The 15,116-nt window shown below is 58.7% G+C and carries 12 protein-coding genes and 1 pseudogene; 7 read left to right on the top strand and 6 right to left on the bottom strand.

From position 1 onward, the window contains the following. Positions 1-87: 87 nt before the first annotated feature. The 5 genes from Q666_RS58500 to Q666_RS58485 form a co-directional block, all read right to left on the bottom strand. Complete coding sequence (locus Q666_RS58500; protein WP_022997782.1) at positions 88-1,443, bottom strand: adenylate/guanylate cyclase domain-containing protein; 1,356 nt, start codon at positions 1,441-1,443, stop codon at positions 88-90. A gap of 99 nt (positions 1,444-1,542) precedes the next feature. Next, on the bottom strand, positions 1,543-2,694 hold the full coding sequence (locus tag Q666_RS65195; protein WP_022997783.1) for a helix-turn-helix transcriptional regulator: 1,152 nt from the start codon (positions 2,692-2,694) through the stop codon (positions 1,543-1,545). Positions 2,695-3,189: 495 nt separating this feature from the next. Continuing rightward, positions 3,190-4,014 (bottom strand): MBL fold metallo-hydrolase, encoded by an 825-nt coding sequence (locus Q666_RS58495; protein WP_022997784.1) that lies wholly within the window; start codon positions 4,012-4,014, stop codon positions 3,190-3,192. A gap of 10 nt (positions 4,015-4,024) precedes the next feature. Beyond that, a complete protein-coding gene (locus tag Q666_RS58490) occupies positions 4,025-4,483 on the bottom strand; it encodes a Crp/Fnr family transcriptional regulator (protein WP_006931293.1) in 459 nt (152 codons plus the stop codon). 99 nt (positions 4,484-4,582) lie between these two features. Further along, complete coding sequence (locus Q666_RS58485) at positions 4,583-7,165, bottom strand: ABC transporter ATP-binding protein/permease (RefSeq protein WP_022997786.1); 2,583 nt, start codon at positions 7,163-7,165, stop codon at positions 4,583-4,585. 231 nt (positions 7,166-7,396) lie between these two features. On the opposite strand from Q666_RS58485, the gene Q666_RS58480 reads away from it, so the two are divergent. The 6 genes and pseudogenes from Q666_RS58480 (at position 7,397) to Q666_RS58455 (ending at position 13,493) form a co-directional block, all read left to right on the top strand. Beyond that, positions 7,397-8,611, top strand: a complete 1,215-nt coding sequence (locus tag Q666_RS58480) for a glycosyltransferase (RefSeq protein WP_022997787.1) — start codon at positions 7,397-7,399, stop codon at positions 8,609-8,611. 41 nt (positions 8,612-8,652) lie between these two features. Beyond that, positions 8,653-9,873 (top strand): glycosyltransferase family 4 protein, encoded by a 1,221-nt coding sequence (locus Q666_RS58475; protein WP_022997788.1) that lies wholly within the window; start codon positions 8,653-8,655, stop codon positions 9,871-9,873. 19 nt (positions 9,874-9,892) lie between these two features. Further along, on the top strand, positions 9,893-11,020 hold the full coding sequence (locus Q666_RS58470) for a glycosyltransferase family 4 protein (RefSeq protein ID WP_022997789.1): 1,128 nt from the start codon (positions 9,893-9,895) through the stop codon (positions 11,018-11,020). Further along, the gene (locus Q666_RS58465; RefSeq protein ID WP_022997790.1) at positions 11,017-12,171 is read left to right on the top strand and encodes a glycosyltransferase; all 1,155 of its coding nucleotides are present in this window, start codon (positions 11,017-11,019) and stop codon (positions 12,169-12,171) included. The genes Q666_RS58470 and Q666_RS58465 overlap by 4 nt, the downstream gene beginning before the upstream one ends. After that, the gene (locus Q666_RS58460) at positions 12,168-12,950 is read left to right on the top strand and encodes a polysaccharide deacetylase family protein (RefSeq protein WP_022997791.1); all 783 of its coding nucleotides are present in this window, start codon (positions 12,168-12,170) and stop codon (positions 12,948-12,950) included. The genes Q666_RS58465 and Q666_RS58460 overlap by 4 nt, the downstream gene beginning before the upstream one ends. Before the next feature lie 238 nt (positions 12,951-13,188). Then, positions 13,189-13,493: pseudogene (locus Q666_RS58455) on the top strand (DUF3088 domain-containing protein). 33 nt (positions 13,494-13,526) lie between these two features. Here the strand turns inward: Q666_RS58455 and Q666_RS58450 are convergent. Then, positions 13,527-14,075: a peptide-methionine (S)-S-oxide reductase gene (locus Q666_RS58450; RefSeq protein WP_022997793.1), complete on the bottom strand. Its 549-nt coding sequence runs from the start codon at positions 14,073-14,075 to the stop codon at positions 13,527-13,529. 262 nt (positions 14,076-14,337) lie between these two features. Here Q666_RS58450 and Q666_RS58445 point away from each other — a divergent pair, with 262 nt between their 5' ends. Then, positions 14,338-14,886 carry a GNAT family N-acetyltransferase gene (locus Q666_RS58445; RefSeq protein WP_022997794.1) on the top strand — a complete coding sequence of 183 codons (549 nt, stop codon included), beginning with the start codon at positions 14,338-14,340 and terminating at the stop codon, positions 14,884-14,886. The last annotated feature ends 230 nt before the right edge of the window (positions 14,887-15,116 follow it).

Here is a 15,116-nt window from a genome sequence, read left to right as displayed (position 1 = left end):
ATTTTGAAGGCAAATTGGCCCAGATTGACGGTTCGGTCAAGTGTTTCGGTATTGACCAAAAAGGCAGTTCGGCGGGCCTCCGACGGCCTATCTGGCCAGAACCACCAGGTCGACAGGACGCTTGATACCTTGGACTGCCGCATCCGACCTTGCTTCGATCAAGGGCAGGTCGTGCCCCTGTGCAACGGCCAGATCAAACGTCGCCTTGTCTGTCAGCGCCTTGGTTCCCTGGCTCTTGTTGGCGTCTTCCAGCTTGGCAGCGCAGTTGACGGCATCACCAATCACGGTGAATTCCAGGCGCTCCCTGGAGCCGATCACACCGACCGTGACCGGCCCGGCGGCAGCCGCTGTTCCAATGCGCAATTGTCCTGGCCAGCCGGCGTCCCGAAAACGCTGCTGTTCCCGCTCCACGGTTTCCACCAGACGTCTTGCAGCCCGAAGCGCATCGGCGGCGTAGGTCGTGGAGGGATAGACAGCGCCGAAGGTTGCCAGGATGCCGTCACCCAGAAACTTGTCTACCCGTCCTCCTTCCTCAACGATCACATCAACCGCCAGGTTCTGGTACTCGGCCAGGACCGCCAGCACAGTTTCCGGTGGCAGAGTGGCGGAGGTGGACGTAAAGGAACGGATGTCGGCATAAAGAATGGCGGCATCGCGCAGGCTTCCTTCGCCGGCCTGCAACTCCGTGTCCGCTCCGGTGATTGAGGCCGCAACTTCCGGCGAGAAGAAGCGGCTCAGATCCATTGCAGCCGCGTGATCTTTCGAAGCCTCGAACAGCATCGACCGTCCCCTGTAGAGGGCAACGGACAGAATGACCGTCACGGCCAGGATAACCATGGTCTTGTCCAGCTCGGCACCAATCAGGATGGTGTTGCCCGTCAGGTAGTCGACATAGTTACGGGTGACGCGCATGTGGTCCATGTCTGCGAACACCGCATAAAACACCAGTCCGAGCCAGCCAGTGACCGCCACAAGGCCTGTGGTCAATACGAAGCGAGGATCGAACCGCAAAGCCCTTAGACCGATGAAGAGGAAGACATACATCAAGGTTGGGGTCTTCAGATAGAACGTCGGATGCTGGCCGTATTGAATGTGAAACGAAAAGATCAACCCGACCAGGAGGGTCATGTCGACACCGATCGACACAAATAGATACCAACGCGGCAATTCAAACCTGTACGACAGCACAAGCCGAAGGACGGTGAACAGAAAGTAGGCTGCAAGGGCAATAGGCACGAAGTTGAAACCGGCCGATCCCTCAGCCCTTGGTGCAATGGCGTAAAGCAGTGAGAAAAACAGCACGAGCCCAAGCTGGACCCAGCCTATCAGGCGCTCGGAGGACGCTTCTCGGGCACGGATTTCGGCCCTGACCCGTTCCGGAATGCCGGTATCCGGAGGTCCGCCTTGCAGGATGTAACGCAGTGTCTGGGATATGGTGGTCATCTCGCCGCCGATAAGACGTTGCTCGTGCGCGGATTTTCCACCGGCACCGCGAATTGCGCAAGCGACCCCGCGGTAAAGTGAGTGGACGTGAGCAGGCCCTTACCGGCTGCCTTGCAAACGCAATTGCTCAATACTGCGCACAAGTTCGGCTTGACGTCGCGACCCGGTCTTGGAAAGCGCTGCCTTGATCTGGTTGCGCACGGTATAAATGCTGATCTCACGGTCCTGGGCTATTTCCGCCGGTGTCCGGCCATCTGCGAGCTTCAGGACAGTTGCCGCTTCTGCCGGGCTGAGACCAAGCTTCTTCTGCATTTGAGCCAGGAACGTATCGCTGCCGGCTTCGGGCCTGACTGCCAGAAGTACCGCAGAGACCGCCTTGTTCATGAAAACACCGAAGGGCGTCTTGTCCAGATCCCCCAGTTGCAAACCTATTGAGCGACAGGTCCAGTTCCTGCCTCTGCCATCCGTTGCCTGCCAGTTCCGAAACACATCGTAACCACTCATGGACTGAAGCTGCACGAAGCCAGCGAACCTGCCTTGATCCTCTTCGGACCGGAAATGCAGACGCCTGTCGAAACCACAACCGACAAGAGAGCCTGAGGCCAGGAGCTTTTGCGCCTCCGCGCAGGCATAGTGGATCCGCATCGCGGTATCGATCACTAAAATCGCCGTCCCAGATCCCATGAGATGCTGTTCAGCAGCCCATTTCTCGAAGGTCAGTCCGGAGATGGTCCGATTGATTTCCAGTGACTGACGGATGACCGGGGCGAGTTGAGCACACAGCCGAAGCCAGTCGTCTTCGTATTTGTCGCGATCTTTCGAGCGCATGTTGCCACCGAGCAGGAACATGCGATCGCCATCCAGCGCCAGCATCGAACCGCCGCCACCGGTAATATCTTCAAGCGGCAACAAAAGATCGGCGTAGAACTGGGTCTTTTTCAGCGTTTCGGGTCGGCACAGCTGATGGGTTGATACGACATCTCCCACCTTGCACGTGGCAAAGTTGGCAGCAAACGGGTTCTTGTCCGCGTAGTGCTCGTCGTAGAGTTCCAGAATGTACGGGTCGTATCCTGACGAAAAGGTGAGCGGTGTGGCTTTGGTCAGGTCGTCGTAGCCGATCAGCTGCGTGCATACGCGCGTGCCAAGGCTGCAGCTCAGCGTGTCGAGAAAAACCTGCCACCGCCCAGGATCCAGTGCCGCCGATACAGCAAGGTTCGACAGCCTAATCAATTCTTCTGCTGCGACAGCCAACCCTTCCCCCCGGGAGTTCTTGCGGCATCAGGCCAGTAAACGAAATCGGGCAGACCAGATTGACGCTTCAGCTGCCGATAAGCGCGCTCCGCCTCGCGAAGCTCCACCTCAATAGATATGCAAAAACCGGAGGCAGCGCTTTAACATTGATCAAATTCCGACCATTTCGTCATCACGCCAGTCTGCAGAGGCCGGCACAGGTCCAAATACTGGCCAACCATCCGCCCTTCCCCAGCTGCGGAAAATACATATTTATAGTCCAAATGGACCATGCAAGTATTTCCTACACCCTGTAAACAACTATTGATCGTATCCGGCAGGCACGAGTGACGGCATTTCAAGTCACAAGCGTTTGTTTTCCGGCGGCAATCTCGGGATTCCCGCATTCCAGCAACCGGCGATCGATCTATTTTTAAGCCTTATTGATTTTTTGGGCGGCTATTTGAGCCGCCCTTTTTTTATTATTGAAACGAGGCTTGTCTGGCAGGGCGGTGCTTACGGCTTCAAGGTCATGCCTTCGCTGGCGACCAGTGTTCCGGGATAAGCGTTTTGAGCGGCGAGACCTATTTCATCGAGCTCGTCGTCGGACCTGCGCGGATCATGATGGAAGAGAACGGGGGTCTTTACGTTGCCGGCCTTTGCCAGCTCGACAGCCTTCTGCCAGGTGGAGTGTCCCCAGCCCTTGTAGGTGTCGTATTCGTCGTCAGTGAACATGGCGTCATAGATCATGACGTCGGAGTTGCGCACGAAATCAGGTAGTGCTGCATCAATTTCCGGATCGCCATGTTCGTGATCCGTGATGATGCAAATCGATTTGCCCTTAAATTCGAAGCGGTAACCACACGCTCCGCCGGGGTGGTTAAGCCGCGTGGTGCGGATGACAAGATCATCGGTACGCGGGATCAGGTCGCCGGCATTAAAGGACTTGAACTCGACCGCCTTCAACGTCTTGGCCGCCACTGGAAAGATCGGCGGCGACATGATCCGGCTGACGATGTCAACGAGGCTGGTTTCGTCCTGAAAGTGTCCGGCCCAGGCAGTGACGGAGAAGCTCGGATCATAGGCAGGTTTGAAAAAAGGAAGACCGCAGATGTGGTCGAGATGGGTGTGGGTGAAGAGCAAATCGAAGGTTCGTGTCTTGCACCCGCAGATTTCCACGCCCAGGTTTCGAGCGCCGGAACCGCAATCGACCAGAACCAGTGCGTCGCCGGCCCGGATCTCGAAACACGACGTTTCGCCGCCATAGCGGAGTGTGCTCGACCCCGGCGTCGGGGTGGACCCTCTGACGCCCCAGCAACGAAGCGAAAATTCCTCAGCCACGTGTTACTCCCTAACCGCTGGCAGCCCCTCGACGTGCGTCGGCAAGATCCCGGGTCGTCCGTTCAAGCCGCAGCGCCAGTGTCCGCATCACCTCCAGCGAGATATCCGGAAATTCTTTCAATAGTTTCAAGAAATCGTCTTTCGAAACAGTGAGAACATCCATGTCATTCGCTGCGACCAGTGTCGCGGTTCTTGGTACGTCGCACAGAATAGCGATTTCGCCAACAATTGAATTTTCCGAAACCTGCGCTACCTTTTTTTCGCCCTCAGGCGTGTCGACCAGAACATCCGCATCGCCGGACAGGATGATGAAGGCGCAATCACCTTCTTCTCCCTGGGAGCAAAGACGTTCGCCGGATGGGTACTCGGTCCGATCACTGATGAAGGCCAGAAGCCTCAGCTTGGTCTCGTCGATCCCGCGGAACAATGGCACCTTACGGAGTGCCTCGACTTCGGTTTCAAGTGTCATCTTCTTCTCCCGCGCCCGTTGTTTTTTCGTTCCGACCGAACCGAATCGCCCGGCCGGTCTCCGCAGACCGGTTGCCCACCTATTGTCACACCCACCGTCTTACCCTTTTTCTGAAAGCCGTCCTTGATCCAGAATGAAGCGCTGATCGAATTCAGCTGCTATTTCGGCATTGGACGTGCCGAACAGGAATGTTTTGCCGGACAGGATTTGCCTCAAGCCTTCGCGAAGCGTCTTGTCCTCGTCCGTCATACCGGTGGCGATATCGTCCAATATGGTGATTTTTGCGTTTTTCAGAAGACCGCGGACCAGTGCGATCTTGCGGCGCTGGCCGGCAGACAAGCGAGAACCCGACACACCGACGTGATATCCGAAGCCCGCATAGATGATCGGGCGCCGCAAACCGGTTTCCTCGACAATGGTGCGGATAACATCGTCGATACGCCGCCGGGCATCCCGGCGGTCGACGCGTGCACGCCCGAACAGGAGGTTGTCCTCGATGGTCAGCGGCGGCAGATAGACATCCGGATCAAAGGCAACGAAGTTGTCGCTGTTCTTGACGACCTCTTCCAGGAACGTCTGGCGGGCGCTGATGATATCGCGCTTCAATTCGTCGGTCATGACACCCAGACGATGCCGGGCGGGGACCAGCTTGAAGGCCAACCCGGTCAGACGTGACCGATCGGCGTCTGTCAGGCCCGGGCGTGGCTGATCGGACTTGGCGATGCGGACGATGCGCTCGAAATCCGGAATCTCATCCAGCGTGATGAAGGAGTAAGCGCCGAGCAGACCGCTGTCGCCGGAAACATTGGAGAACAGTTCCAGCATGGTTTCGGCAATCTTGAGGCCGATTTGCTGAAGCTTCTGATCGAAGCCCGTTTCCGCCAGGAAGGCCTTGACCTCATCGAGGTCCGGCACCTGGTCCATGGTGATTTCCGGATCGGCCGGCACGGCAAAGAACAGGTTGTCCGCTAGGCTGGCACTCGCATTGAAGCGATCGCGATGCCACAGCTCGACCAGGCCACCAAGTTCGGGTTCGTGGGCAATGCGCTCGGCGAGTGCCTTGCGCACGTTCAGTATCTTGTCGGCAAAGCCATCGTCCATGGTCGGATCGAACCGCGACTGCAGACCGAGCCGATAGATGTCCTTGTCGATCTTGACGGTCTCGAGCAGTTCAAGCGCCCTAGTGTCGAGTTCTTTCTCGTTACCGACACCCGCAGCAGCGAAATCGTCCCAATCGGCAGCAAGGTCATACGTTGGGTTGCGTGTTTCCTTGGCTTCGGCAAGCCGCCGCTTGTAGTTCTTCAGGCTTTCCCCCTCCCGCTGGGGCGGAACGAGCGGTCGGTGGCGCAAACCGTAATAGAGGTTGTCCCGGATCGTTCCCGTCCAGACATGCACTGCCCCGCCGACATAAGCGATTTGCCGGCCGAGAGTGGCGTCCGTCAGCTTGTCGAGATCGTGGCTGCCGATGCAGACCTTGCCGGAGACGGCCGCAACGAGCCCGGCGGCAAGCTGCAGGACCTCCGACCTTCCGGATCCGTCCGGACCGACAATCGCGCAAGCACTGCCGGAGGGAACGGTCAGCGAAACGTCGACAACCTCCTGCCCGGCCGCACCGCCGGAGAAATTGACATTCTCGAGCTTGACGTCGCCGGAAAGGTCGACCGTATCGTCCGAGGTCAGGCGCTCCTTGTCATAGATATCCGACGGGTCGAAGTTTTCGACAACAGTCTGATACTTGACGCTGACGTCCGCAGTCATCTGGTAGAAGGAAAGCAGCTCTTTCCAGGGGCCAGCCAGATCCTTGTAGGCCGCGATGACCGCCAGCAGGGCACCGATGCTCAGATTGCCCTGAATGACCAGATACCCGCCGATCAGGTAGAAGAAGAACGGCGTCAGCTGATTCATGAAGTTGTTCAGGAACTTGATCAGGAATTTCCGGTTGAAGATGTCATACCGGATCTTGAAGTTCTCGTAGAGGCGGTCGGAGATATCCGCCGAATGCCAGGCCGCCGCGTCGTTGGCATGGATTTCGGCAACGCCCGTGATGCTCTCGCCAACCTTGTCGGCAATGACGCGGATGTTGCGCACCCGCTGCCGGGACAACAGCACCACCTTGCGCTGCAAAAGCGGGATCACATAGCCCTGGATGGGATAGGAACTGATGGCAGCAAGTCCCAGTAGCGGGTCCTGCATGAAGATGAAGCCGATCTGAACGATCAGCATGCCGCCCTGGTAGGCAGGCAACGCAAAGGCTTCACCAATGTAACCGCCGACATCCTCCACTTCCGACGTGATCATCGGAATGATTTCGCCTGAACTGACCTTTCTGAAATGCGGCAAGCGGAAGCGAAGCACCCGCTGGAACAGCTCGAACCGCAGGCGCCGGAGCATGCGTTCGCCGAGACGTCCCTTGTAGACGTTGAGGTAGAATTTCAGCCCGTTCGAAACGACGACCAGAAACAGGAAGGCAAAACACAGAAGAAGAAGATATGGAACTTGATCGAAATCGACGCCAAGGATCGTCCGCGGAAAATTGTCTCCCTGGACGGCATCATTGACAATCAGTTTTGGCAGTTCGAGAAGGACATAGACCACCGGGTATGTGAGTACGGTGACCATGAGAATGAAGATTTGCTGTCTGGCGCTGTATTTCCAAATAAAACCGAAAAGGCTCTTTTCCATAAGCTCATCCAAACAGACAAGGATCAAATATGTGCAAGCAGATCATATTTGGTATATTAGCGATCCGAGTTAGTTGCGCCAGCCGGGATTAACATTTGCCACAACCGCTTTAAAGAGGTCCGCAGACCGTTCCTTGTCGAAAGTCCCCTGTCAAGAAATATCCGCACGTGACAAGGGCCAATCAATTGAGACATAAGCCTTTCGGGGCAGTTTTACAAATTTAGGGGCAGTATGAGTTCCAAGACGCCGAAGATCCTCATTTACAGCCACGATTCCTTCGGGTTGGGCCATCTCAGACGCTGCCGGGCCATTGCGCAATCCCTGGTCGGGGACTTCGATACGCTGTCTGTCCTGATCCTGTCCGGCTCCCCGATCATCGGCAGTTTCGAGTTTCGCTCCCGTGTCGATTTCGTTCGCATTCCCGGCGTGATCAAGCTGCGCAACGGCGAGTACACGCCGTTGTCGCTGCATATCAACATCGACCAGACGCTTGCGATCAGGTCATCGATCATCGAACACACTGCCAAGGTGTTCGATCCGGACATCTTCATCGTCGACAAGGAACCGCTTGGCCTGCGTGGGGAAGTGCTGCGGACGCTGGAAGCCCTGAAGGATACCGACACCCAGCTCGTACTCGGCCTGCGCGATGTCATGGACGACCCGAAGGTGCTGAAGGAAGAGTGGGACCGCAAGAACGTCTATCCGGCCCTGCGCGACCTTTACGACGAGATCTGGATTTACGGACCGGAAGATATCTGTGATCCGCTGGAAGGCATCGACCTGCCGCAATCGGTGCGCGACAAGCTGCGCTATACCGGTTACCTGCGCCGTGAGCTGCCGAAATCGGCGCTCGAAAATCCCGCACCCGCGCCGTTTGACGAAGAACCCTATATCCTGGTGACGCCAGGCGGCGGCGGCGATGGCGTTGAAATGGTCGACTGGGTGATGCGCGCCTACGAAGCCCGGCAGCGTCCGCTTTTCCCGGCCCTGATCGTGCTTGGCCCCTTCATGCCGGCGGCCGCCGCAACCCAGTTCAGCGAGCGCGCCGAACACCTGCGCGACGTCGAGATCATCCGTTTCACACCGCAGATCGAACCCTATCTTGCCAATGCCACTGCCATTGTCGGCATGGGGGGCTACAATACGTTCTGCGAGATCCTGTCCTTCGACAAGCCAACCCTGATGGTACCGCGTGTCATTCCGCGCCGGGAACAGGCCATCCGGGCTGAGCGGGCCGAACAAAGCGGCCTCTTGAAGGTGTTGCCGATCGACCAGTATCCGGATCCTGACCTGATGGCTGCGGCGTTGTCCGAACTTCCGGGCATGGCTTCGCCTTCGGCAGCCGGCGTCGACAACCTGCTTGGCGGTCTGGATATCATCTCCAACCGCGTTGGAGAAATCTTCGACGAACAGCAGGCAGCCAGCCGGAAGCTGGTCAACTTCTGACCATCGCCACCCGCAAATCGCATTCTTTCAAGGGCTGACCGATGTCCCGTATCGCCGTTGTGGTCAAAGGCTATCCTCGCCTGTCCGAAACCTTTATCGCCCAGGAAATGCTTGGTCTGGAGCGGCGAGGTATCGAGATCCTGATCGTTGCCCTGCGCAAGCCGTACGACCCGTACATTCACGATCTGCACCGGCAGATTTCAGCAGAAGTCATGTATCTGCCGGAATACGTGAAAGACGACCCGGCCCGGGTTGCCCGCGCCAAACGCTGGGCGGAGAAACAGCCGACCTTCGAGGCTGCCAAGGCTCTGTTCGATGCCGATTTCGAGCATCAACCCAACGCCGACCGGCGACGCAGGTGGGCTCAGGGTTGCGTCTTCGCCCATGAACTGCCGGAAGACGTGACCTGGATCTACACCCACTATCTGCACACCCCCTGCTCCGCCTCGCGATATGCCGCGCATCTATCCGGCCGCAAATGGTCTTTCTCCGCACACGCCAAGGACATCTGGACCAGCCCCGACTGGGACCTGAAAACCAAGATCAACGATGCGGCCTGGGGCGTGACCTGTACCGCGGTCAATGCCGAACACCTGAAAGGCCTTGCCGAGGATCCGGACAAGATCGAGCTGCTTTATCACGGCCTCGACTTTTCCGGCTTTCCGGAGCCCAAGACCAAAGCCACGACGCGTGATGGCAGCGGTGAGCCCGTGCGTCTGGTTTCCGTTGGCCGTGCCGTGGAAAAGAAAGGCTATGACGACCTTCTGGATGCTCTTGCAAAGCTACCTGCCGCTCTCAACTGGCACTTCACCCATATCGGCGGCGGAGACCTTTCCGAGCACCTGAAGGCACAGGCGGATGCGCTTGGACTGTCGGACAGGATCACCTGGCGGGGGGCACAGCCACGCGAGGAGGTGATCGCCACCTGCCGCGAGGCTGATCTCTTCGTCCTGCCATCGAAGCTCGCGAAATCCGGTGACCGCGACGGCCTGCCCAATGTCCTGATGGAAGCCCAGTCCATGGGCATCTGCTGCCTGTCCACCAAGGTTTCGGCGATACCCGAACTGATCCTCGACGGTGAAACCGGTGTGCTTGTTACCCCTGGCGCACCAAAGGAACTGGCCGAGGCCATGCAGCGCCTTATTACCGCCCCCGAGACCCGTCACGGTCTCGGCCTTGCCGCGGCCAAGAGGGTTAGAACAACGTTCTCGACAGACCCCGGCCTCGACCGCCTTGCAGACAAGTTCCGCAAAGTCCTTTAGGCAGAACGCCAGGAAAACCATGAAAATTGCCTTCACTGCCCCGATGAAACCCCTGGATCATCCGGTCCCGTCCGGCGACCGGACCATGGGACGGTTGATCGTGAAGGCTCTGGAAAGTCTGGGGCACGAAGTGACGATTGCCAGCCGTTTCAGGTCCTGGCGCAAGGATGGCAGCGACGACATTCAGTCAGAGGTACGGAATGAGGCGCTGGCAGAGGCAGACCGGATAAGCGCCGACTGGCAACAATCAGGCTACCGGCCGGATCTGTTCCTGACCTATCATCTCTATCACAAGGCGCCGGACTGGATCGGCCCGGCGCTTGCCGACCGGTTCGACCTTCCCTATGCGATCGTTGAAGCCAGCCGTGCTCCGAAACGGCAGCAGGGCGACTGGACCTTCGGGTTTGCTGCCGCGGATGAAGCCTTGAAGCGCGCTGATGCCGTTGCCGCCATCCACAACGCTGATGCCGAATGCCTTGCGGCGGTCGTGCCGCATCGTTGCCTGTCGGTCCTTCTGCCGTTTCTGGATGCCGATCCCTTTCTCGCCGCATCGACCAATGCCAAGCCGCTTGCGGCAAGTCCTTTGAAACTGCTCTCCGTGGGCATGATGCGCGAAGGTGACAAGCAGCGCTCTTACGAAGTGCTTGCCGCGGCACTGGTCGAACTTCGGGACCTGCCCTGGCATTTGACGCTCATCGGCGACGGCCCGATGCGCGAGCAGGTCCTTGCCCTGTTTCCACCCGAACGGATCACCTGGCTCGGCGCCCTTGCCGGTGACGACCTGCCAGCCCAATACGCGCGGCACGACCTTTTCGTCTGGCCCGCAATCCGGGAAGCATTTGGTCTCGTGTTTCTGGAAGCGCAGGCAGCAGGCGTCGGCGTGATTGCCGGTGACACCTTCGGTGTTCCCGACATTGTCCGTGATGGCGAAACGGGATTGCTGTCCCCCGAGGGCGATGTATCCGCGCTTGCCGCCAACCTCAGCCGAGCCATGCGGGAACCGGCGCTTGTGGACAGGCTTGGCCTGGCAGCCCGCCACCACATCCTTCATTTCCATACGCTTTCGGCAGGCGCTGCCCGGCTGGAAGCACTTGCCGAAAAGGCCATGCGGAACCACTTGAGCCGCCGGGAGACGAAAGACGCATGAGCTTCAAGGCCCTCATACATGTTCAGCATCTGCTCGGGACAGGCCATGTCGTGCGCGCCGCGGCCATCGGCAAGGCACTGGCCGCCGAAGGCGTTGAGGTGACACTTGCCAGCGGCAACACAATACCGCCGACACTCGACACCGGATCACTGAAGATCGTCGAACTGCCAGCCTGCAGAAGTCCGGACGCGACCTTCAAGCGTCTTGTGACTTTGGACAATGAAGATATTGACGATGCTTGGAAAATCGCCCGCGTTAAAGCATCGATTCAAGTTCTTGAGGCCGACGACTTCGACCTGCTCCTGACCGAGACCTACCCCTTCGGTCGTCGCCAGCTTGACTTCGAACTGGCCCCTCTTCTGGAAACCGCCAAGGCAAGCAGCAAGGTCCCGCTGATTGCCACATCCATTCGCGACATTCTGGTGCGCAAGAAGCAGCTCTGGAAAGAACGCTTGATGGCGGACCAGGCGCTGAAATTCTACGACCGGATCCTGATCCATTCCGATCCGGACTTCATCCGCCTTGCAGACAGTTTCCCCTTTGCCGAGGAGGTCGACCATCTGGTTCGCTACACCGGTTATGTCGGCGGTGATCCACGGCCTGCTGTGGAAGGACCGGACGGCGAGGACGAGGTGATCATTTCCTGCGGTGGCGGTGCTGTTGCCGAAAGCCTGCTGTCGGCGGCACTGGAAGCCAGACCGCTGTCGCGCCGCGCGGAAGACACGCGGTGGCGGGTGCTGATCGGTCACGACATTTCCGACGACGCCTTTGCCATTTACCGGCAAAGCGCGGTGGATGGCGTCATTGTAGAGCGCGCCCGGCGCGACTTTCCGGACCTTTTGAAACGGGCGCGCCTTTCCGTCAGCCAGGCAGGCTACAACACCGTGCTCGACATTCTTCAGGCTGGTGTTCCGGCTGTCTTCGTGCCCTTTGCCCAGATCAACGAGACCGAACAGACACAACGCGCGGAAGCGCTTGCCGGCCACGGACGGGCAATCGTTACGCCGGAAGCAGACCTCACACCGGAGCGGCTTGCCGCTGCCATTGACGATGCGCTGGCTCTTCCGCGCAGCAAGCACAGCGTCCGCCTGGGTGGTGCGGAGGAAAGCGCCCGTGTCCTGCTTCAAGACCTGAAAGACCGGATGTCATGACCACTGACCCGCAGCGCTTCCGGCAGGAGCTTACCGATCATCTCGACTGGTTTGCCGAACGCGACCGCAAGGTCCGCTTCTGGTGGCGCGATGACGACGCTATCGAACCGACACCAGCTCTTGAACGCATGTTGTCGCTTGCCAACACCCACACGGTCGATCTGGCTTTCGCGGTCATCCCCAAGATGGCGACGAAAGCCCTTGCAGAACGGTTCGCCGATGAACCACATGCGCTGGTTCTGCAACACGGCTGGCAGCACAAGAATTTCCAACGGAAGGACCTCGGCGAAAAAGCAGCCGAGCTTGGTTCCCGGCGGGATCCGGACGACCTGATGGCCGAGCTCAAGGCAGGTCATGACCGCCTGTGGGAACTCTTTGGCGACAAGTTCGTGAAGGCCATGGTGCCGCCCTGGAACCGGATCGATCCTGAAATCTCCCGCCGCCTGCCCGGTATCGGCCTGTCGGGTCTTTCGACCTTCACCTGGCACAACTTTCCGCGGGCGCATCAACTCCAGTCGCACATCGACATCCTGAAATGGAAAAAGCAGGTGCGCTTCATCGGCTGGGAAAGCGCGCGCCTGCGTTTCGACCTGCAGCTTACCCGAAGGCGCAACACCGGCACCGAGCCGGTTGGCCTCCTGACGCACCATCTGGTGCATGACGACGGCTGCTTCGAGTTTCTGGAGATCTTTCTGGAGATCGCCGCTCATCATGAAGGCGCTGAATGGCCGGACGTGAAAAGCCTCTTTGGCGAGAACGGTTCCTGGCCGTTCGGGTGAGAGCCTCTGTCTGAGGCGAGAGGCGCCAGACGAGCAAAAGTTATGCGTCTCCCCGGCCAAGCACCGCGCAGATCCGGGGTCTACTCTCTGCGGTCGCCCTGGGTGGCCTTTTAGGGGTGACCTACTCCTGCCAGATGGTCTGCCTTACCAGAATGGATCAGGAGCTTGCAGCTTGGGCTGGTCTGCCGCATAGCTGCGCCAGATCCAAATCCGGTGAGTCGACGCAAAGGCCCAAGGCATGAAAGACACGCTCTACATACTCGCCCCTGGATTCGAAGACCCCGCCTATCCCGGCAAGACCTTCATTGCTGGCATTGCGCGCTCATGGAAGGCGTGCTCGCCTCGTTTCCGGAGCTTGCGGACCGGCTTGACGTTCGCCGCATTGCCTGGCCGAAACCGCGCAGGGAAGTGGCCGAACTTCTGGGGGAAGACAATCAGTCCCTGCCTGTGCTGGTGCTCTCCGAAGGCGGCTTCATCAATGACAAGGACGCGATCCTCGCCGCCCTCACCGAGCGCCACGGCTTTCCGCATCCTCATCCCTGAGAGACAAAAATCAGACCTGTTTAAAGTCTTCGTCTATTCCGCGGCTTCCAGTCGTTCCGGCTTCAGAGCAGCAGCAAATTGTTTGCGCAGGAGGGCGAGCTTCGGGTCGATATAGGTCTTGCAGAACGGGCGTTCCGGTCCCTTGGCATAGTAGTTCCGGAACTGTTCGTCCGAGGCCTTGAACTCGGCAAGCGTCATTACCCGCGTCACTAGCGGTTCGTCAAAGCGCTGCTGCAAGGCGCGCATCAGCCTTCCGACCTTCACACCTGTACCGGCGTCATAAACGTAGACGGCACTGCGATACTTGCCGCGCATCTTGTGGTGGGAGGTGCTGGAGTGGGTACGCAGATGGATCTCGAGCAGGACCTCCAGCGGCAGCACGACTGGATCGAAGGTCACCACCACCGCTTCTGACCAGGCATTTTCTGGCGGATCGGAGCGGATGAAGCCCTGTTCCACCTTCGAAATGCCAGCAATTGCCTGAAAGACGGCCTCCGTGCACCAATGGCACCCTCCGCCCAGCCCGATTTTCACCCCGGCCTCCAATGTCATGATCGATGCTCCCAGTGTGACGTCAGGCATTTCGTTTGCAAAACGGCTTGGCGGAGATTCCCCCAGACGAGATCTTATGCCGTCAATTGACAGACAGCGCACAACATAAGATTGTGAGGCATGATCAATCGCGCGACCCTTCATCTAACCGTGGTGCATAACGTCGTTCCCGCAGGGGACGCGAGGGGATCACTGTTGGCTGAAGACATCTAGCCGGATCGCATCGCAACCCTGCTTCGAAGAGCAGGGTTTGTCAGATGCCTGCTCTCTCGATCCAACGAATGAGAGCAAAATGAGCATTTCAGACATCCCCGCGGAATTTGCACCGGTCTCCAGGCCAGGTAGCTGGCCCGAAGGCCTGAGTATACGCGCCGAAACACCGGACGACGTGGACGGTTTGACCGTCCTGCAAGGTCTGCCGAAGTTCCGGGCAGGTACCTTGCGCCTGCCCTATCCCAGGCGCAAGGACGTCGAGGCCCGTGTGAACCAGTCCTCTCCGGACAAGGTGTCCCTTGTCGGCATTTTGGGCGGGACGCTGGTCGCCGCCGCCGGTTTTGCCCGTTCCGCCGGACGGCGCGGACATGCGGCCAGTCTGGGCATGGGCGTACACGACGATTACACCGGACGCGGGATCGGCCGGGCGATGCTGACAGAGCTGATCGAAATAGCGGACAACTGGATGAACATCCGCCGCCTGGAACTGACGGTCTTCACCGACAACGAAGCCGCCGTCAGGCTCTATCAGACACTTGGCTTCGAGATCGAAGGCACCCACAAGGACTTTGCCTTCCGCTCCGGGTCGTTTGTCGACGCCTTTGCGATGGCGCGGCTCAGGGTGTGAGTGAAAGGCGCCTGCTTCCGATCTTTTTCCTTGTCGTCCCGGTTTGCCGCACAAGCGGCAAGACCGGGACCCGGTATCCGCGAGACCCGGCTGAAAACCACGGCGGGGTCAGCAGATTACTGGATCCCGGCCTTCGCTGGGATGACAGGTTCCTCATGCTCGACATTGCAGAAAATCAAGGGTTTTGAAGCCATTCGGACAACAGCCACTGGAGCGTGAACCACATGTGC

It is taken from the genome of Labrenzia sp. C1B70 (assembly GCF_000475395.1).
Taxonomy (GTDB): domain Bacteria; phylum Pseudomonadota; class Alphaproteobacteria; order Rhizobiales; family Stappiaceae; genus Roseibium; species Roseibium algicola.
The sequence above is the reverse complement of the archived record's forward strand: the minus strand, read 5'-3'. Positions and strand labels throughout refer to the sequence as shown.